The sequence below is a fragment of the Micromonospora sp. NPDC003197 genome (assembly GCF_053590565.1).
Genome location: NZ_JBSFTE010000004.1, coordinates 20,458 through 39,595, shown reverse-complemented (window position 1 = coordinate 39,595; position 19,138 = coordinate 20,458). Strand labels below are relative to the sequence as shown.

The following is a 19,138-nucleotide window of genomic DNA, read 5'->3' as shown; positions in this document are numbered from 1 at the left end:
GCCGGCGTCCGGGCGGCGTCCGACGGGCGATGTGCTGACACGGCGATCTCCTACATGACAACGGCGAGGACCGGTGGGGTCGTCGGTGCCGGGCAAGTGGCACACCGCCATAGTCGTCACGTAATTGAGCGTTTTCGGGTGCCCTTGGCCCTCTATCTCGTGGGACCAAGGCCCCGATCCGGATCAGGGGAACTATCCGGCCGATGTCTCAGGTCACCAGGCCGCGGCGGTAGGCGTAGACCACCGCCTGCACGCGGTCACGCAGGTCGAGCTTGGTGAGAATGCGCGAGACGTACGTCTTGACGGTCTCCTGGCTGATCACCAGCGTCGCCGCGATCTCGCTGTTGGAGAGGCCGTCGGCAATCAGGCGAAGCACCTCCAGTTCGCGTGGGGCCAGCGGAATCTTGTCCGCTGCCCCCTCGGCGGGCCGAATGCGCGCCGCGTACCTGCCCACGAGCTGGCGCGTCACCTCGGGGGCCAGCAGCGCCGCGCCAGCGGCGACGGTCCGGATCCCGTGCAGCAGTTGGGCGGGGGGTGCGTCCTTCAGCAGAAACCCACTGACGCCGGCACGCAGCGCCGCGTACACGTACTCGTCCAGGTTGAACGTGGTTACCACGAGAACCTTGACCGGATGCGCCACGCCGGCACCGGCCAGCAGACGGGTGGCTTCAATGCCGTCGAGCACCGGCATCCGTACGTCCATCACCACCACGTCCGGGTGCAGCCGGCCGGCGAGGTCTACCGCGGCGCGTCCGTCGCCGCACTCGCCGGCTACCTCCATGTCGGGCTGGGCGTCGATGATGGTGGCGAATCCGGTCCGGATGAGCGCCTGGTCGTCGCAGACCAGAACGCGGATCGGCGCGGTCACGACACGCTGCCGGCGGGGATGCGGGCCTGGACGACGAAGCCCCCGTCCGGCCGCCGGCCGGCACTGAACTCGCCGCCGAGCACACTGACCCGTTCGCGGAGGCCGGCGAGGCCCCGGCCGCTCCCGCCGGGTGACGCGGTGCGCGGACCCGCGCCGGCGGTGCTGACCTGCACAGTGATCTCCCTCGCGGTGTGGTGCACGTGGACCATGGTGCGACTGCCGTGGGCGTACTTGAGGGCGTTCGTCAGCGCCTCCTGCACGACCCGGTAGGTCGCAACCTCGGCGCTGCCGACCGTCTCCTGGGGATGGCCTTCCTCCGTGAACTCCACTGGCTGGCCGGCCTGCCGCGTCTGCGCCACGAGGGTGTGGAGTTCACCGACGTGAAGCCGGGTGGCGTACTCGGTCTGCGTTCGCGGGTCGGTGTCGTGGTCCGGGTTGAGCAGGTCGAGTAGGTGCCGTAGGTCGGTGATGGCCCGCCGGCCGGTGGTGGCGACCGCGGTCAGGGTCTGGTCGAGGCGGTCGGGTACGGCGGTCAGGTAGCGCGCCGACTCGGCTTGGACGACCATGGCCGTCACGTGGTGGGTCACGATGTCGTGAAGTTCGCGTGCGATGCGGGTGCGTTCCGCGGCGCGGGTGGTCTCGGCGAGGTGCTGGCGGCGCTCGGCCTCGGCGGCCCGGGACTGCCGCAGCCAGGTCCCGATGCCCCAGGCGAGGGCCAGCGCCAGGTAGAACGTGACAAACCCGGTCACGCCCTCGGGCGAGCCCTGTCGGTCGAGGGCGACGGCCAGCGCCACGTACGCGGCGGAGGCCAGGACCACGCTGGTACGCCGACGGCGTTCCAGGTGGGCCCCCGCGCTCACCAGCGCGATCGCCAACGCGGTGCCCGCGACCGTGTGATAGGCGCGGAGCTGGTCGATCGCGAAGCCGAGCGACACCAGGGCGAGGGAGAGCGCCGGCCAGCGCCGGCGGATGGCGAGCGGAAGGCACTCCAGGGCGATCGCCACCACGGCCAGCGCGTCGAACGGACGACCGGGCATGTCGCCGAGCTGCGTACCGTGGTTGTGCAGCGCCGGCACCGCCGAGGCGAGGGCGACCAGCAGCGCCAGCGGGAGATCCCGGACCGTGACGGGCCAGCGCCGCCACGAGTCCGGGAACATCCGAAGGTCGCGCATCAGGAAACCGTAGCGGTCGCCGTTTCGGCGGCGTCCACGCGGCGGCGACGCGGGACGAGATGACCGCGGCGGTGGGCCAGCCACATGAACACGACGGTCAGCGCCACGCCGGCACCCACCGCGTACAGGCTCGCCTCCGGCCCGAACTCGCCGCCGCTGACCAGCGTCGGACCCGAGATCACGACGTCCAGCAGCCCCTTCGCCGTGTCATTGCCCGAAACCTCGGCGCTGAAAATACCGGCCAGGGCGAAGTTCCAGCCAAAATGCAGTCCGATCGGCACCCACAGGCTGCGGGTGGCGGCGTAGCAGGCGGCGAGCATGAAGCCGGCCTCGACCGCGATGGCGATCGCACCCCACAGGCTGGCCTGCGGGTTGGTCAGGTGCATCAGGCCGAAAACCACGCCGGTTAGTAGTAGGGCGATCCAGGTGCCCGTGCGTTGTTCGATGATGCGGAACAGGACACCGCGGAAGATCAGCTCCTCCGTGACGGCGGCGACGGCCATGAAGCCGAACAGCCCCACCACACCCGTCATCGAACCCAGCCCGCTGACCTGGTAGCCGCCGAGGAACGCGATGTTGACGATGACGAAAGCACACATCCCGACACCGATCAGCACTCCCCGGCCAGTCGCGGCAACGGCTCCGGCCCGGGCCACCTCCGTGGGCGCGCGGCGTTCCGTCCGCCGCACCACCCACGCGTAGGTGAGCACCGCGAGTACGGCTGTCGCGATACCGAGTACCAGCGTCAACCAGGGATTCCCCTGCACGGCTAGGACGCCCTGGCTGCCGATGAAGGTGACCACGACAACGGCCAGAAACTGCTTCAAAAATCGCATGATGATTCCTTCGCGAGGTCTGCGGCCGGAGCGCCGCAGCCACCTAGACGCTAAAAACTCAGCGGCTTGGAAACATCACCGCACAGTGGACATCTGCGTGTAGCTCGCACGGGGGACAACCGAAATCAACCACGAGAGCACGTGGGCCGTGGAGGTCCTCGGGCCGCCCTCGGGCTGGCCGTCGAGGTGCGTGCTGCGGGTTACGTCCGGTTCACCGTTCGCAACCGGAGGACCTACGCAAGGAGAATTTCGGGCAGGACGGCCGGCTGGCGCCTGCGCCCGCAGGACCAGGTTGTACCGCGCGGTGACCAGCGGCAACAACCTCACTGGCGCCTAGGCGTACTTCCCAGGCGTCTACGGTCGGCTACGCACCGTCGAGCCGGCACCGGATGGCGGGCTCTGGCTGACCAGCAGCGGCATGTTCCTGCGACGCGGCAGGTCCGACCTCGCCGCGTCGCAGGGTGTCCGCCCCGCCGTTGACGTGCCGCCACCGGTTACCAACCCCGGTTGGCGCGGGTGGGTGTGGGGCGGCTCGGGGCGGCGTGTCAGCACCAGCCGTTTACCGGATTGGCCGCTCCGGTGTAGTGGTACGCGTCGGGGATCCAGGTACCGTCGGTGAGCTTGTTCCACAGGGCGGTGGTGCCCCAGCGGCCGGTGTGGCTGGTGCCGTTCGCCGAGCAGGCCACAGCCGCCGTGGCACCGTCCGCGATCGAGCCGACCACGCCGTACCCGGTGCCTGGCCCGGACCGTCGGCTGATCGACGTGCCGCCGTTGCTGTCGATGATTCCCTCGGTGAAGCCGAGCGCGCCATAGTTGTAGAGCGTCCCGCGAACGTTGCGGCGAGTCGAGCCGTGCAGCGCGTAACCCTCGTAGGCCACGCTCCCCTCTCTCGGTACCCACTTGCCCAGGTTGTGGGTGGCGATTGCCACGTACGCGCTGTTCTGCCGGAGCCCCAGGTGGACGTGCCGGCTGCTGGCGGAGCCGCCGCAGGTGATGTCGGTGCCGGTGTCGCCGAGGTAGGTGCCCGCCGCAACGGAGGCGCCGTCGACGTTGATGTTGTTCCACAGGTGGTAGTAGTCCGTGGCGTAGCCCCGGTCGTGAACCACCCGGATCCAGCCCTTGCACATCGTGTACGCGGTGCCGGCGCGCACGGCCAGCACCCGCTCGTCACCGCCGAAGAGGTCGATCGAGCTGAACGGTCGCGGGGAGCCGGACCAGCCGTGTGGACCACCCCTGAGGGTCCAGGACGCGCCGAGGGCGAACGGCAGGCGCATGCCGGTGCGGAAGTCCCCGTTGGCGGCCAGAGTGCTGGGGGCGGTGAAGGCGTCCCTTTCCCGTTGCGCGACGACGGAGGCGGGCGCGGCCGAGGCCAGTTCGGTGAAGTTGGCCTCGCCCTCGAAGGCGACCTGCCAGTCGCCGCGCTGCTGCCGGGCGACGAAGATCCAACCTGACGGGTAGCGCCCTTCCTCGTGCGGGGCGACAAGCACGGCGGTGCCGAAGGCCCAGGCCCCGCCGTCCCGCCGGGTGACGGTCACCCGGGTGTCCGCCAAGCTGGCAGTACGGATTCCCCAGTCCGCCGCGACCGCGGCCTCCTCGAGCAGCTTGTGCTGTACGGCGGTGGTGACGTCGTTGGCTGGGGCGGCGTGGGCGCCGCTCGGTGCGATGCTCATCATCGTGGCACTGAGCACGAGCGTTGTGGCGGCACCGAGCCAGCGTTCAGTACTGATCATGTCCTCTCCAGAGGGGGTTGAGAGGCTGAGATATATCCGAGGGACGATATACCACAGATCGAAATATGTCTATGGCCAGTGGATCGTCGGACCACCGAGACAGCCTGCCGCAACGTTTCCGAATGTTCCGGATCAGGTGAACCGGTCGCACCCTCGCGCCACCCCGGACCGCCCCCAGGTTGCTGACGATCGGCGCTCTGACCTCGCTATCGCGGTCACCCGGTTCGCCGAGCACCTGACCGGCTGTTCCATCAAGCGTTTCGTGCGCAGCGCGGCGTTACCGCACAGCACAGATCAGGGTCGGCGCCCACACCAGGAAGGAGACACTCGCAGTCCTGCCATGGTGGCCATGACCTGTCTGCGCCGGTCGGCTTGGTTGTTCAGCATGTGCGCCCCTCCGCTTGCCGTAGTACCACAAGCCACGAACCCGACACCCACGACTGGGACTTTTCAGCCCACCGGATGGTTGGGGATCCTCGATCGGACGGCCAAGCCGTACAGGCAGGCCAGCCCGGCCAGAATGCCGAACAGGACGAACGGGCCGGCGGGGCGCCAGTTGTCGTACAGGGTGCCACCGGCGGCGAACGCGATCATGATGCCGATGCCGCCGCTGAGCGCAAACGTTCCAATGACCGAGCCCCGGGTACGGCTGGGAGCCTGTTCAGCGATCAGCACCTGACTGGAGATGACGGCGCTGACCTGGCCGAGTCCGATCAGCGCGGCGACGGCATAGCCGAGCGGGCTGAACGGATCTCCGACGAAGATCGTGGCGGTGTAGCCGAGGGCGGCGGTCCCCAGGGAGATCAGCACCGCGTCGGTGCGGGACAGCCGGTCGGCGATGATGCCGATGGCCGGCGCCCCGACCAGCGCGACGCCGTTGGCCATTCCCAGCAACAGACCTGCCTTGGCCAGCGCCTCGGCCTCGCTGAGCCCAAGGTGCTGGGTGCCGTACTGCTGCGCCCAGAGGGTGAGGTAGGCGCCGACGAGCGCCAGGTCGGCCCGGGCGACGAAGGCGCTGAGGTAGGCGAAGAAAACACCGGGGCGACGAATCTCGGCGACACCCTCGCGCAGCAGCCTGCGGATCGGGATGTGCTCGGAGTGTGTTGTCGCCAGGCCGCCCCGGAGGGTGATGCGCATCAGGATCGCGGTGAGCAGGGCCAGCCCGCCGACGATGAGGTAGGTCGCCCGCAGCGCGGCGATCGTGTCCATCCCGATGCCCTCGAAGATGTCGGGCAGTTTGATCAGCACGAAGAACGTGACGAGCGCGCCGAGACCGTTACAGAAGCCGAGGATGCCGTTGGCCCTGCCACGGGTGGTGTCCTGGACGTAGTCGGCGACCACGGCCGTGAGCATCACAGTGACCATCGCCATGCCGACGGCGGCGACGCCCCGGGCCAGGTAGTAGGGCAGGACCGAGCCGAGGAACGGTGCCATGCCGACGCCGAGGCCGAGCAGGACGTAGCCGCCGACCACGATCGGGCGTCGTCCGAGGCGGTCGGACCAGGCACCGGCCAGGCCGACCGCCGCGATCAGGACGATCTCGCCGATCAGCCCAGCGGTGCCCACGATCGAACCCTGCTCACCTTTGGGCACGCCCAGGATGGAGGTGAGTAGCGCGGTCTGCGCGGCCGGGATGAACGTGAACGTCATGATCGACGTCAGCGCCAGCCAGTAGTACCCGCTGATGTTGGTCCGGGTCGTGCCCGGCGAGAGTCGGAGTGGGCCGAACGTGATGCTCTGCTCACCGGCCTCCGGTGCGATGGCGGTGCCTTCCTGGCTGCGCTGCACGCTGGTTCCTCTGCCCTATAGTGGCACGAATGGAAACGCCGTTTCCCTACTCTAGCGAGTCAGGGCCCCGACGTCATCGCGTCGGTGCGGCGCATCTCTCATCTCCCGGCTCCCTACGGACGCCTCTTCTGGGGCCTCATGGCGGCTGTCGGAGCCCTTATACGACCGATGGTGGAAACTCACACTTGCTGCAGCGCTGACGCCAAGCCTGCGGGGTTCCAAAAAGGCCTCACGGGGGCTGACCAGCGACGATCTGCTGCCGCTGTCACGTTGGACATCATCGTGATCTGTGGTGCTGCGGTTGCTGCACCTCGTACTCTGCCGTGTGCTCGGGTGACGGCGTCAGCGACATTGAGGTGCCCGGCGGCCTGCTGACTCGGGCCGCGTTCGGCGGTCCTGAGCCACATCCGTCCCCATTAGCCGCGCCACCGTGGTTGTACGCCACGCTCGCGGTATCGCTACTGCTCGGCGTCCTGGCCCTGATACGTTGGCAGCGCCGACGCTCAGCCGACGAGCCACTGACCCTGAATGACATGCGTGTAACAGAGCATGAACAAGGGCCGGGGGGTGGTGCCGCTCCTTCCTAGGCCGTACGGGGGCAAGGTAAGGCTTCCTACCGGACGAATGACACTGACACGCCTGCACGTCATGCGCTCACTCATTGCCTACGACCACTGACCTCTTGGAATAGATCGTCTAGGCTTGCCCGCATGTCAAGCCCGGCACCCGACCAAGGCTCGGCCCGCAAACTGGTATGGGCCTCCGACGATGTAATCGCCCGCATCGAACAACAGGTTCGACCGCAGGTCAGTCTACCGAGAACGGCCGCACTGGCAGCGACATCCGCCCTTGCCTTCACCTGGCCGCCGGCCTTCATCGTGTTCGCGGCCACGACCATCGCCATGCCATCGTTGACCAACGAGGCCAGCATCGGAACGGCCGCCTTCTGGGCGCTGCAGATCGCCACGCTGATCGCAATCACAGCGGCGGTCACAACAATGAGGCAGCGCGCCGCCAAACTCGACAGACCCGACACGGACACGTCAATTCAAGGAACTTTCCTACGTGTCGCGATCCACGTACTGTTCACAGGCACATACGCGTCGTTAGTGCTTGCACTGCAAGGGCTCTCAATCAGCCAGATCGCCTCGCTGACCGTCCTGCTCATTGTCGTACTACACCTGGTACCCGTGATCGGGGCCAGGCTACTGCAACGATTTCGTAGGCCCCGTCGAGCCAGCTTCTCTGACCCTGCGGGTGCCGAGAACCTCGTCCGTCCTGGCCATGATCCTCTCGATCACTGAGATCGGTACAGCTACAACCACAAGCCCGCTCCGCCCGGACACCAGGTAATCGACGTCGAGCTGTTCGATCTGTTGGAGGAGCTTCGGCTGTTGTCACCTGCACCCGGCACCGGCTGGTCGGCTAAGTACGACACCGATGGGTCCCCCAGGGAATCTGTGACGGTGCGCCTCAGCTCGCGACGAGGTGATACGTCGCCGTAACGCTGAATCCGTGCCCATCCGTGCCGTCCAAGCGGACCGTGTGCTCGCCGGGTGACATCTGGTCGACCATCGCCCAGATGCCCCAGACCCGCATCGGGACGGCCCGCCAGACGCGGGTGACAGGATTGAGGAACGCGCCACGGACGTCGAACAGCTTCGCCACGTCGATGGTGACAACGGGGTGCTGCTGCCCATCGACGTGGACCGTGCCTCGCGCTTGGGGTAGCGGCGGAATATACGTGCCGTTCGGACACCACATGTTGAACGCGGGCATGAACAGCGGACGGTCCGAAGGAATGGTGCACCGCCGCTCGACGGCCCCACCGAAGCAGCCTGCGAGAAACCACACGTCCTTCGGCTGACGCACGTGCGCGTAACGGCCGGTCCGGTCCAGTACCGGGTTTCTCCACGGTCCGGTGGCCGCAGCCCACTGCACCCAGCGCGCCGCGAGCCCCTCGGGACTGTACGGCTCGTACGGGAAGATCGACACACCGGAGATGGTAGCCGTTGACAGGCTGGGGCACCGCGCCGCCGATAGCCGGCGAAGCGACAGCTCAATCGACCGCGCCGGCCTGCGCGCTGAGCCAGGACAGGCATACTGCGGGCAGCTCGGTCACAGCAGTCTGAGCCGCCAATGTACGGCGCTTGGAGACGCCGCAGGTCAGATGCGCGTTCATGCCACTCCGGGTGGACTGATATTCATCTCCACTGGTGGCGCACGGTGATGTATGACTACCTCTCCTGCTTCCGCTTACGGCGTCGTACCTTCCGATCAGCTCGTTCCGCGCGCCGCAGTATGCGCCTCCCTGGGCCGCTACCGTGGCCAGACTCGCGTCCATACCGAACCCGGGAGGTGTTCGCCGACGAAGTCGCGGACTTCAGCACGGACTGCTGCATCGTCCCGCTTTACCCGGGTCAGCAGGTCCTGCATGCCGTCCGGGCTGACATCTACTCTGTATCCGACAGCGACCACTGCGTCACGGCCAGTCCACGCAACCGCCCATGATCGACGGTAGCTACCCTCGTACCCGCACCACACCGAGGCGCAGCTCAGCCAAAATCAGCATCCCCGACTGGAGTACTACCCGTACCCACAAAATGGGTAGGTCTTCGACCTCGTGCCCAAGGTGGCCGACCGGCAACAAGACCGGGACTCGGCGGAGGACGGCGGCGTCAGCGCTAACACGTCCGCGGTAGCGGAGTGAGCCTGATCTATCCTCAATCATCCATCCGCACCGACCGTCCTGGCCCCGTGCGGCCCTCGCGGTGTAGCCGTCTCGGGTTGTGCGGCTTCGGCCGCGATGGCCGACGGGACGGCGACGCTGGGGCAGTCCTTCCGATTTGGCTGATCGCTCGGTGGCGACGTTTGCGCCGAGCGTCGGCCAGCACGGTCTGGGCCACCCCATGCGGCACGCACAACACCGATGGTCCTGAAGATGCGCTCGTGCTGCCGCTTGTCCTGCTGCTCGTTCTGCATCTAGCTTTTTGTGGTTCTGCGACTTGTCGTCTCATGGCCTCCCGTCTGGCCGACTCGGGCGGTCTGGGCGGCTCAGGCGGTCTGGGCAGCATTGAGATGACGAGTTCTCGGGGAGTTCGCCGTGCCGGTCGAGAGTGGCCAGGCAGCGCGCGGGCGGCGCCAAAGACGATCGTCCGCCAACTCGAAATATTTCCATACTTGAATATGGAAGGGAAACGGTTTTTCATTGAGCGAAACACCCGACCTCCAGGGAGGAGCAAAACCAATGCTCAGGAGAGCCGCCCTCATCCTTGCCGCGATGGCGACCGGTGCCGCTACCGTGGTGTCGCCCGTCATCGCCGCACCCGCGATTGCCGCACCGGCCGCGCCCGGCGTGGCCTCGCCGACTGTCGCGGACACGTCAGCCCCCGGCCCTCACCTCGTGGGATACGCCGACGCCACCGTCACATTGAGCGGGCGCTCGTTCACGGTTCGGTACTACTATCCCGCGACCTCCGCGACCCAGAACGCGCCGGTAGCCGCAGGTGAGTTCCCCGCCATCTCCTTCGGACACGGCTTCTTCCAGGCCATCAGCAAGTACACGACCACGGTGCAGCATCTGGCCTCATGGGGCTTCATCGTCGGACTGCCGAACACCCAGACCGGTCTGTCGGTCAACCACGGCGTCTTCGCCGACGAGATGAACGCCGCGCTCAACTACCTGGTGGCTCAGGACGCGGTCAGCGGATCGCGCTTCTACCAGCACGTACGTCAGGACAAGCTGGGCCTGTCCGGTCATTCGATGGGCGGCGGTGCCAGTGTGCTCGCCGCGTCCCGCAACAGCGCGGTGACGGCGGTGGCCAACCTCGCCGCCGCCGAGACCACACCGTCCGCAGTCACCGCCGCAGCGACACTGACCAAGCCGATGATGCTCGTAGCGGGAGAACGAGACACGATCGCCGGAATCGCCGACCACCAGCGCCCGATCTACAACAGCAAGCAGGCACCTAAGCAACTGCGCACCATCCGCGGCGGATTCCACTGCGGTTTCATCGACTCGACCGGGCTCTTCTGCGACAGCGGCTCGATCACCCGCGCGACCCAGCTCCAGATCACCCGCCGACTGCTGACCGACTGGTTCCGGTACTACCTCGCCGATGACAGCGCCAGCTACGACCTGGTCTGGGGCTCACCCGCACAGACCGACCCCCAGGTCATCTTCGAGGGCGTCGGCTGACGCTCCGCCCAACTTGTTCGGGAAGGCTGGATGTGCTGCCCAACAGCACATCCAGCCTGTCGCGCAGTACCCGGTTTCCGTGCTCGAGCCAGCAGCTCCGGGAGATCAACCCGCGACCACTGATCGCGCTGTGGGCGACCACGATTCATGGGCTGAGGCTACGCGCCAGCTCTCTCTGCGCGTTCGGCTGCGCGTTGGATTGTGTTCGGGCGCGTGTTGGGCTGTACGGCCAAGCGCGCTTGCGCCCTTGCCTCCGCCCCCGTTTGGCTTCATGATCCGCTCACCGCGAAGTGGAGGAGCCCATGGGCATCTCCAGGTCGTATCGGACCCATGCGAGGCGTCCTCGTTGGTGTAGTCGGTGCGCACCACGACGGCCACCAACTCTTTCCGCTCGTCCACGCCAGGCAACCGTTCCCATACCGATAGAGACGGGCGTCCCGGTCGGGGCCAGGGCGGCCATGCCTCGTCAAAGCCACCGGGCGGATCAGGCGAGAGCGGATGCGGGCGGCGCGACGGTTCACCGTAACGTCCGACGTCCGGGTCCGGGTGGCCGAGTAGCCGGGAGATAGGTTTCCCTCCGGCTACTCGGCCACCTGGAGGCCCTGACCTGTGAGCTTCAGTCGTCGCCGCCGAAGATGCGGTACTCCAGGGTGTCCGCGCTCAGCGCGACCTGATAACAGTGCGCGGCCAACTGTTGGCTCGACGCACCGGCCAGCGGGGTGAACGACTGGGCGACGATCTGTGGAACACCAGTGCTTCCGGCGACCAGTGCGATCCGGCTATACCCTGGTCGGGCCGAAGCGGCGAGCAACTGCTCCGGGGTGATCAGTACCGACATCGGCCCGATTCCGGCTTCCATCCCACAGAGTTGCACGCCCTCAGTGAACGGCTCGGCACTGTCGACGACGAAAACCTGCACCACATGGGTACGCTGCTCCGGCAGCGGAACGGCGAGATCGTAGTGGGTGTCCTGCTCCACCCACTCGGCGCCGAGGTGCGCGGCGATCGCGCGGATTCGCCGTTGCAGCGGGCCGACCCGTCCACCGGTCGCGGCAGCTGGCGACAGACCCGTCGTGACCGCCGAGGCCGGGGCCGGGATCGGATCGTCGGTCAACAGCCAACGCTCGATCAGATCGTCCAGACCGACGTCGGTCTCCCTGCCCGCCTCCAGGAAATCGACAGCGCGTTCGATCGTCACCGGACTGCCCCATCCGGCGACCAAGGGATACCCACCCAACGCCGTACGCCACGCTGGCGCGTAGGCGCCGACGTAGCAGGCACCCATGACCGCCAGCCGCAGCCCTGGTGAAACACTGGCCGGGTCGATGTCCCCCGGGGAGATCACGGCACCGTCGCAACACTCCAAACTACCGTCATCAAGGCCGTGTGAACTCCAGTAGAAGCCGGCCGGGATAAGCCCTTCGACGCCGGCCCCCTTGCCGACGACCGCGTCCCGCAGATCGTCCCGGCTCGCCTGCCGGTCGACGACAACCGTGTATCCCGCAGCACGCAGAACCGCAACATCATCATCGATATGGGCGAGTTCCCTGTCCAACATCGACCGATCCTGCCCACTGGCAGTCTTGAAGCCGAACAGGAACAGAAACGACTTCCCGCTGCCCAGACCCGATCCCGTCGGCGGGTACACCACCCGGGCAGCCGGATCGTCGCTACGGGCATCGGAGGTCCAGTGCTTCGGGCCACGCTGCACGTTCTCCCAGCCAGCCGGCAGGAACACCTCGTCGACATCTTCCGACATCAGAACTCGTCCCGAGCGCTCAACTGGTCCTCCAGCTCATCCGCCACGGCAGCGATCACCTGCAGTGGTACGGCGAACTCATCCGGGTCGAGCGTGGCAAGCAGCGCGTGGTGGATAAGGGCGTAGTCGCCGTCCTCGTCGAGAGCGAGCGCACCGAGACTGAAGTCGTCGTTCTTGCGTAGCGCAACCCGAGGCGCCAGCTCATCCCCCTTACAGACGAAGCTGCGGAACTCGATCCACTCCTGGTCGAAGGCCTCATAACAGCACACCAAAATTTTCTGCGTGCGCCCCGATTCGTACTTCCAGAGAATCGAGAACCAGTCGTCCTCGAGATCCTCCAGCTCGTACTTGGTCCGTACATGCTCACGTAGCTCATACCACGTCGGCATTGTGTCCTGTCTCCTGTCGAGGGAACCCAGAATGGCGATCGTCGACACTACAGACCAAGCCACCCACGCCCGTTGCCGGCCGGGACGATCCGGTACTCCCAGGCACCGTCCACTCAGCTCGGTGCTCGCTCTCAGCTTTTTTGCCTCATAGCCCCCCTCGATTGCCAGATGTCTAACCGGCGCAACTCGATCCAGCCGGCGCATGTGTTGCTTCGAGCATTCGAGCCCTCCGTGACCAACGTCATAGTGGCGAATTCCTGTCCCGGCATCCCGTTGCGTCTGGTAACCGAAGATCTGCGACCGATCAAGAGATACCTATGTCAGATGGCCTCGAGTCCATACCCACATTGACCGTCACGCCCGAGTACAAGGCCGACTCGCCTCGCCGGCTGGCCGAGTTGCGAGCACTCGGCCCGGTGCATCGTGTCCAGCTTGCCAACGGGCTGCGAGCCTGGGCCGTAGTCACCCATCGGGAGGCCCGCCAAGCGCTGACGCATCCGGCGATCCGCAAGGATCCGTCTCCTGCCGAGAAGGCACTCGCTGCTGCGGGCTTCACGGCCAACCGGCCCGGGGTCGGGCTCGGCGGGAACATGCTGGAGTCGGACCCGCCATCGCACACCCGGCTGCGTCGGCTGGTGTCCGGCGCGTTCAGTCCCGGCCGCACCGCGCAGCTCGCCCCGCGCATCCAGCAGATCGCCGACGATCTGCTCGATGCGATGGCCATGCGGGAAGAGGTGGACCTGGTGGAGGCCTTCAACGCGCCGTTGCCGATCACCGTCATCAGCGAGCTGCTGGGGGTGCCAGATCAGGATCGGAAGAATTTCCGGGAGTGGACAGCTGCGGCGCTGAGCCCGCCCTCCGCCGAGCAGCGGGCCGGCGCGATCAGCCTCAACCGGTTCATGCGGAGCTGATCGAGCGCAAACGGATCGAACGAGGGGACGACCTGCTCAGTGCACTGATCGAAGCACAGCTCAGGGACGACGACGCGCTGTCGGACTCGGAGCTTCAGGGAACAGCCGTCCTGCTCGTGGTCGCGGGCCATGAAACCACGGTGAACCTGCTGGGCAACATCATGGTCAGCCTCTTCCGCCGGCCGGACCAGGCCGCCGTGCTCCGCGCCAGGCCGGAGCTCATGACCGCGGCGGTGGAGGAGTTCCTCCGCTTGCCCAGAACTCCCCATGTCTTGCACAGTCCTATTCGCCACCTCGGGTCCTGGGCGACCTGGCTACGAGGGCGAGGCAGACACCATCCCGGCGGTGTTCAAGAAACTGCCCAAGGGCGGCGAACTCCCCGATATCCAGAAGACCTTCAACAAGCCCCACAACGGTGTCCGCGCCCTCGGCGAACGCGGGAACTCCCTGCTCAGACCACCTTCAAGGTCCTACAAAACGTCAGCCTCTGCCCGGGTGGCGCGGGGCGGTCGGTGCCATGACGGCGATCTTCGTGACGGTCCTGACCATCCTCGAGGCCTGGCGCGCTACGCGCTGCAAAAGGCTGCCCGGAGGTCCCTGGCCATGCTGAGGGAGGCTCAGGATCGGCTGAACCGGGTAGGCGGGCCGGCATAGCGGGCATCGTGTTCGGTACCGAGTGCCGGGCTAGGCTGCCGCTCTGAGCCTTGCCGCCGGACCTACCTTGACCGCAGCACGACCGCTGCGGCGCGGCGATTGGTCGTACGTTGTCTGTCTGTAGGAGTGCGAGGTGCAAGTCGCTGCGAGGACTGAGACGCCGGCTGATCGAACCCGACCTACTGCTCCCGTCGGCCAGCCGCCGGCTAACCCACGGGAACGCCGGCTACCGGCTCGCCCTCGACGCCGACGAACTCGACCTGGTGAGATTCCGTGATCTGGTAAACAGGGCAAGGAACGCGGGCAGTCTCGGGCGGTCCGCGTACACCGAACGGTGTATCGGCCTGCGCGGCGGCACCGCCGCAGCGGGCGCGACCGCGGTGCAGGAAGACTGCACGGGAGAGCCGGAGCAGGAGTTCCTGATCGACCTGCTGCCGCCTGCCTGAATCGGTGACGGCAACGACCACCACGGCGTCGGATCGGGCCGGGGCGGCGGTCAGCGCCCCGGCCCGGTGCGCGATCAACCGCAGCTGCTGGTGTAGCCGGATCTGCTGTAGGACCTGCCATCGGTCAAGGTGACCGTCACGGTCCAGCTGACCCCGCTACCACCGACGAACTCCCAGCCGGAGGTGCTGGGAAAGTTGCCGGTGAAGGAGCGTCCACCGACGCTCAGGTACGCGGTGCCCGATGGTGATCCGTAGCTGGGGTCGACGCCGCTTGCGGAGTACGACACGTACGCGCTGCTGATGTTCAACGTCGTGTCGGCGATGCTGCCGCTGACAGAGACCCCCCAGCCATCGGGGAACCCGGTTGCCTGGCAGAAGCCGGAGGCGCTCACCACAGGTGTCGGCGCCGGCACCGGCGGATTTCCCTTGATCTGCCCGACCTCGGTGGCGGTGGCGGCGTGATCCAGGACGTGTACCTCGTCGACCTCGCCCTTCCACCAGTACAGCGGCATTCCGTAGCCGCTGCCGAGTTCTCGGCCGACGATGAACGCCCGGTCGGCGAACCAGGTCGCCCGATAACTGGTCGATCCCACCAGTGAGCCGTTGACATAGAGTTTCAGGGTTCCGGCCGAATGGTCGTACACCCCGGCCAGGTGCGTCCACACACCCGCCTGCGGGGTGCCGCCCCGGGTCACGGCATAGTCGTCGCTGGCGAGGTTGTCCTGTTTGGCCATCCGGAACGACCACGCCTTTGCTTCCTTGTCGTAGCGCAGGCTGAACCCGCTGTCGTTGACCCCGTCCTGGCTCAGCAGGGCGGCGGATTCGTTCACAGTGTCCAGCCGCCCCCAGCCCGCGACGGTGAAGCTCTGTCCCGCGGGCACGACCGGCCTGCCGGTGCGACCGTGTGCACCGTCGAACGCCCAGCCCGGGGTGGTCAGCCCGTCCAGGCGCAGCGCCTTGCCGCCGGTCGGAACGCTGACCCGGCTCGCCCGGTCGACCAGGGCCAGCGTGTGGTCGTTGTCGGTCGCGTCGTCCGCCACCATGCCATCGGCCTCCTCGAAGGTCCAGCGTGCGTTGGGCCCCCACTTGGGCCAGTCCATCCATGTCTTGATTTCGTCGGTCGACAACGCCCGCTGCGCCACCTGGACGTCGTCGATCGTTCCCGCCCAGGTGCCGACCCGGAAACTCTCGTTCTGCCAGCGCCCGAACACCAGGGATCCGGTGCCGGGCTGGGAGTTGGCGAACGGTGCGGTGCCGCTGAGCCGGCCGTTGACGTACAGGCGGATCTGCCCTGCGGCCTGGTCGTACACGCCGGCCAGATGGGTCCAGACACCGACCTGCTCCAGGATGTCGCCCTGGACCCAGGTGGGCTGGCTGCCGGCGACGCTGTCGTCGGGCGTGTCGGCGGCGTTGACCGCGAATATCCACCCGTTGGGCATGCCCATGCCGCGCGAGACGCCGAGCTTGAACCGGCTGTCCCAGCGACCGTCCTGGCTCACCGCGATGTACTGGTCCTGTGCGGGCAACCGGTCGAGCTTGACCCAGGCGCCGACCGTGTAGCTTGCGTTGGGCTCGATCACCGGACGGTCGGTGTGCGCCCATCCGCCGGCGAACCGGGCTCCCCCACCGTGCCGCGCGCTCGTCCACGAGGCCTGGGAGTACAGCACGGCGGCGTTGCGGCTTCCGGAGCTGTCGGCCGCGACGATGCCGCTGTTCTCGTCGAATCGCCAGTGCCCTTCGCTGCCGGGCGGCTCCGGCCAGCCCATGTCGTCGCGGATCTTCGCCTCCGACACCGCCACGTCGAAGACGCTGACCTCGTCGAGGTCGCCGGTCCAGGGAGGGCTGTCGCGCAACGGGCCGATCCGCAACGGGCCGTTGGCCGTCCATGGCGTGGTGAACGGTGCGGTGCCGCTGAGCCGGCCGTTGACGTACAGGCGGATCTGGCCGGAGGCGGGGTCGTGCACTCCGGCCAGGTGGGTCCAGATCCCGACCTGCGCGATGGTGTCGGAGGGCGCGACGACTTCCGGCGCGTCGGCCGCGCCGCTCGTCCGTGTGGCGAACTGCCAGCGCTTACCGACTTTCTGGTACCGCAGGGCGAACCCGTTACCGGAGTGACCGACGATGTTGAGTGGTTCGTCTTTGTCGGTGTCATCGGAGAGCAGCCGCACCCACGTGGTGACGGTAAAGCTCTGCGCCGTGTCGACCGCGCTCTGTGTGGCCACGCCGCCGGCTCCGGCCGTGCCGTCCAGGTGTACGCCCGGCCCTTGGTATCCGTCTACCGACGACACCCCCGGGCTGAGCGTCAGCGTGCCGTCGGCGCCGATCGTGGCGGAGTCGGACGCCGTGTTTCCCGACAGGTCGGTGAAGCGCACGTCGACGACGGCGGGCAGCTCCTGGACCCGGAACTGGTAACGGGGGTTCCGTGGGCCTCGGTTGCCCGCTGCGTCCACGCACCACACCCATATCTCGTACAGGGACGATGCCGCCAGCCCGCCGACCAGCGGCCGGTAGGTCAGCGAGGCGGCGGCGCCCGGTGCCGGGACGTTGACCCGTCCGCGCAGCGGTGACTGCTTGGGCACCCGGATCTCGTAGTCGTACCCGGCCACGTCCGGATCGCCACCCGCGCCGAAGGTGAACTGGCCGAGCTGGTCGACGCGCAGGCCGTACTGGGACGGTCCGGGTTTGACCAGGATGAAGTGCGGTGACGTGACGGTGGGGGTCGTGGTCGGGCCGGTGACGTCCACGGTGAAGGCGCACCACGGGCTGTACGGGCCGGTGTCGACGCTGTCACTCGCCCGTGCCCGCCACTCGTACCGGCCGCCGTCGGCCAGTACCCCGTCGGGCACGTCGTACAGGTGCGTTCCCGGCACGGTCCGGGGTGGGGTGTGGAACGGCGACGCCGCGCCGGCCGCCCTGATCTCGAAGTCGATGCCGTGGCGGTCGCCGGCGTCGGCGTCGACGGGTTCCACCGACAACTGGGGGGTCAGCGTGGTGACCCACATCGCCGGTGCTCCAGCGCAGCCCGGCATGGTCGTGGTCGGCTGCACGACGGGCGTCCCAGGGACCGAGTTGTACACCACCCCGATGCCGGGCACCTTGTGGGCATCGCGGGCGTCGTTCTCGAAGAGCTTGCCGCCCAGGCCACCCTCGTCGGCCACGAGCGCCAGGGTGACCCGCTGCCACGACTGTGCGGCTGCCGAGGTGACCAGCGAGGTGGCGTCGAACTCGGCCAGAGGCATCCCCGGGCAGGCTTCGTGGCCGGCCTTGATGGTGGTGACCGGGGCACCAACCTGGGAGATCTTGCCCGGCGCGTTGCTCCAGGTGGTGCCAGAGTTGATCGTGCCGGTGTGCCACAGGTACACCGGTTCGGCGGCGCAGCTCTGGGAGTACAGCAGGGTGGCCCGGAAGGTCGCACTGATGATGTGCTTGCCGGCCGCGAACGACGTGTCGAGTTCGAAGTAGGAGCGCCACCGGCCACCGGCGGGGTCGGCCGGGTCGAGACCCACCTGCGCGTGCCAGGACGTGTCGTAGTAGCTCTGGCCAGGCAGCCCCGACCACACCATCGCCCAGTGCGGGCGGGGCGTCTGCACCTCCGGATCGAGGTGCAGCGGATAGACCAGGCCCGGGTCGGACAGCACCGCCGGATCCGGGACGACCGTCAGGCTGTCCCGACCGACCTCCACCCTCATGGGGTGCTTGCGGGTCTTCGGCGACGAGTCCCACATGAAGGCGGGCAGCCGGTCGCCGGTCAGCGTCCAGTTCTCGGTACGCAGCCCGAACCGGATCCGCGCGACGGCCGGGTTCCGGGCGGCTTCGGGTGAATGCACCACCAGCTTCTCCGTGAACCCTGTGGGCGTGGCGGTCGCCACGAGGTCGACACCGGGCAGCACGGCCGGGTACGTCGCGGAGTCCCCGGCAAGCCGCGGCTCGGGCAGCCGACCGGGCCAGTTCAGCTCGACCCGCCGGCCGCCGTCGGTGAGGCTGGCGAACGGTCCGTCGCCACCGGTGGAGAAGCGTACGTCCGCGGTGGACGCCTTCGGCGCGACGAAGCCACCCGCCTGCCGCGCCAGAGTGGTGTCGACGGGAATCCAGCCGGCGCCCCGCCTGACTCGTACCGGGCTCGCCTTCACCTCGGCGTACATCGTCCCGTCGGGACGGGCGAAGACCTGCCGGGTCGGGCTGGTCAGCGCCGTCACCTCCACCGGATGGCCGGTACGGCGGGCCGCGGCCAGGCCGGCGACCGCCCCGACCGGCCCCGGCTCCCGGCCGACGACCGGTTCTCGGGCCGGCGGGGTTCCGGCGGGCGCGGAACCGCCAGATCCCGGGACTGCCAGGACGCCTGAGATTGCCAAACCCAGTACCGCCGCGATCACGCCACATCTCATGC

14 protein-coding genes are annotated in these 19,138 nt (G+C 67.7%); 4 read left to right on the top strand and 10 right to left on the bottom strand.

The window, feature by feature from the left end:
- Window positions 1-208 precede the first annotated feature (208 nt).
- From ACWDV4_RS05800 to ACWDV4_RS05780, 5 genes are all read right to left on the bottom strand, one after another.
- Window positions 209-868, bottom strand: a complete 660-nt coding sequence (locus ACWDV4_RS05800) for a response regulator (RefSeq protein WP_449975196.1) — start codon at window positions 866-868, stop codon at window positions 209-211.
- Entirely contained in the window at window positions 865-2,040 is a 1,176-nt protein-coding gene (locus ACWDV4_RS05795; protein ID WP_449975195.1) for a sensor histidine kinase, read from the bottom strand. Before ACWDV4_RS05795 ends, ACWDV4_RS05800 begins: the two co-directional genes overlap by 4 nt.
- Window positions 2,040-2,876 (bottom strand): CPBP family intramembrane glutamic endopeptidase, encoded by an 837-nt coding sequence (locus ACWDV4_RS05790; protein WP_449975194.1) that lies wholly within the window; start codon window positions 2,874-2,876, stop codon window positions 2,040-2,042. The genes ACWDV4_RS05795 and ACWDV4_RS05790 overlap by 1 nt, the downstream gene beginning before the upstream one ends.
- A gap of 545 nt (window positions 2,877-3,421) precedes the next feature.
- Window positions 3,422-4,606, bottom strand: coding sequence for a peptidase M23 (locus ACWDV4_RS05785; protein WP_449975193.1), 1,185 nt, complete (start codon window positions 4,604-4,606; stop codon window positions 3,422-3,424).
- Window positions 4,607-5,056: 450 nt separating this feature from the next.
- The gene (locus tag ACWDV4_RS05780; RefSeq protein WP_449975191.1) at window positions 5,057-6,394 is read right to left on the bottom strand and encodes an MFS transporter; all 1,338 of its coding nucleotides are present in this window, start codon (window positions 6,392-6,394) and stop codon (window positions 5,057-5,059) included.
- A gap of 710 nt (window positions 6,395-7,104) precedes the next feature.
- Between ACWDV4_RS05780 and ACWDV4_RS05775 the strand changes: the two genes are divergently transcribed.
- Entirely contained in the window at window positions 7,105-7,698 is a 594-nt protein-coding gene (locus ACWDV4_RS05775) for a hypothetical protein (RefSeq protein ID WP_449975190.1), read from the top strand.
- A 169-nt stretch (window positions 7,699-7,867) separates the two neighbouring features.
- Here the strand turns inward: ACWDV4_RS05775 and ACWDV4_RS05770 are convergent, their stop codons facing one another.
- Complete coding sequence (locus tag ACWDV4_RS05770) at window positions 7,868-8,389, bottom strand: hypothetical protein (protein WP_449975189.1); 522 nt, start codon at window positions 8,387-8,389, stop codon at window positions 7,868-7,870.
- Window positions 8,390-8,453: 64 nt separating this feature from the next.
- A complete protein-coding gene (locus tag ACWDV4_RS05765; RefSeq protein WP_449975187.1) occupies window positions 8,454-8,576 on the bottom strand; it encodes a hypothetical protein in 123 nt (40 codons plus the stop codon).
- A gap of 1,065 nt (window positions 8,577-9,641) precedes the next feature.
- On the opposite strand from ACWDV4_RS05765, the gene ACWDV4_RS05760 reads away from it, so the two are divergent.
- Window positions 9,642-10,592 carry an alpha/beta hydrolase family protein gene (locus ACWDV4_RS05760; protein WP_449975185.1) on the top strand — a complete coding sequence of 317 codons (951 nt, stop codon included), beginning with the start codon at window positions 9,642-9,644 and terminating at the stop codon, window positions 10,590-10,592.
- A 616-nt stretch (window positions 10,593-11,208) separates the two neighbouring features.
- Here ACWDV4_RS05760 and ACWDV4_RS05755 read toward each other — a convergent pair.
- Window positions 11,209-12,351 carry a hypothetical protein gene (locus ACWDV4_RS05755; RefSeq protein WP_449975183.1) on the bottom strand — a complete coding sequence of 381 codons (1,143 nt, stop codon included), beginning with the start codon at window positions 12,349-12,351 and terminating at the stop codon, window positions 11,209-11,211.
- Window positions 12,351-12,740: a hypothetical protein gene (locus tag ACWDV4_RS05750; RefSeq protein ID WP_449975182.1), complete on the bottom strand. Its 390-nt coding sequence runs from the start codon at window positions 12,738-12,740 to the stop codon at window positions 12,351-12,353. Before ACWDV4_RS05750 ends, ACWDV4_RS05755 begins: the two co-directional genes overlap by 1 nt.
- A gap of 317 nt (window positions 12,741-13,057) precedes the next feature.
- Between ACWDV4_RS05750 and ACWDV4_RS05745 the strand changes: the two genes are divergently transcribed.
- The gene (locus ACWDV4_RS05745) at window positions 13,058-13,651 is read left to right on the top strand and encodes a hypothetical protein (RefSeq protein ID WP_449975180.1); all 594 of its coding nucleotides are present in this window, start codon (window positions 13,058-13,060) and stop codon (window positions 13,649-13,651) included.
- A 764-nt stretch (window positions 13,652-14,415) separates the two neighbouring features.
- Window positions 14,416-14,751, top strand: a complete 336-nt coding sequence (locus ACWDV4_RS05740) for a hypothetical protein (RefSeq protein ID WP_449975178.1) — start codon at window positions 14,416-14,418, stop codon at window positions 14,749-14,751.
- Window positions 14,752-14,825: 74 nt separating this feature from the next.
- On the opposite strand, the gene ACWDV4_RS05735 is transcribed toward ACWDV4_RS05740, so the two are convergent.
- Window positions 14,826-19,136: a LamG-like jellyroll fold domain-containing protein gene (locus ACWDV4_RS05735; RefSeq protein ID WP_449975177.1), complete on the bottom strand. Its 4,311-nt coding sequence runs from the start codon at window positions 19,134-19,136 to the stop codon at window positions 14,826-14,828.
- Window positions 19,137-19,138 lie beyond the last annotated feature (2 nt).

What these genes read in the sequence shown, in the direction of transcription:
- ACWDV4_RS05795 (WP_449975195.1), bottom strand. Translation starts at nt 2,040, where the DNA reads ATGCGCGACCTTCGGATGTTCCCGGACTCGTGGCGGCGCTGGCCCGTC.
- ACWDV4_RS05790 (WP_449975194.1), bottom strand. Translation starts at nt 2,876, where the DNA reads ATGCGATTTTTGAAGCAGTTTCTGGCCGTTGTCGTGGTCACCTTCATC.
- ACWDV4_RS05785 (WP_449975193.1), bottom strand. Translation starts at nt 4,606, where the DNA reads ATGATCAGTACTGAACGCTGGCTCGGTGCCGCCACAACGCTCGTGCTC.
- ACWDV4_RS05775 (WP_449975190.1), top strand. Translation starts at nt 7,105, where the DNA reads ATGTCAAGCCCGGCACCCGACCAAGGCTCGGCCCGCAAACTGGTATGG.
- ACWDV4_RS05765 (WP_449975187.1), bottom strand. Translation starts at nt 8,576, where the DNA reads ATGAACGCGCATCTGACCTGCGGCGTCTCCAAGCGCCGTACATTGGCG.
- ACWDV4_RS05760 (WP_449975185.1), top strand. Translation starts at nt 9,642, where the DNA reads ATGCTCAGGAGAGCCGCCCTCATCCTTGCCGCGATGGCGACCGGTGCC.
- ACWDV4_RS05755 (WP_449975183.1), bottom strand. Translation starts at nt 12,351, where the DNA reads ATGTCGGAAGATGTCGACGAGGTGTTCCTGCCGGCTGGCTGGGAGAAC.
- ACWDV4_RS05750 (WP_449975182.1), bottom strand. Translation starts at nt 12,740, where the DNA reads ATGCCGACGTGGTATGAGCTACGTGAGCATGTACGGACCAAGTACGAG.
- ACWDV4_RS05745 (WP_449975180.1), top strand. Translation starts at nt 13,058, where the DNA reads ATGTCAGATGGCCTCGAGTCCATACCCACATTGACCGTCACGCCCGAG.
- ACWDV4_RS05735 (WP_449975177.1), bottom strand. Translation starts at nt 19,136, where the DNA reads ATGAGATGTGGCGTGATCGCGGCGGTACTGGGTTTGGCAATCTCAGGC.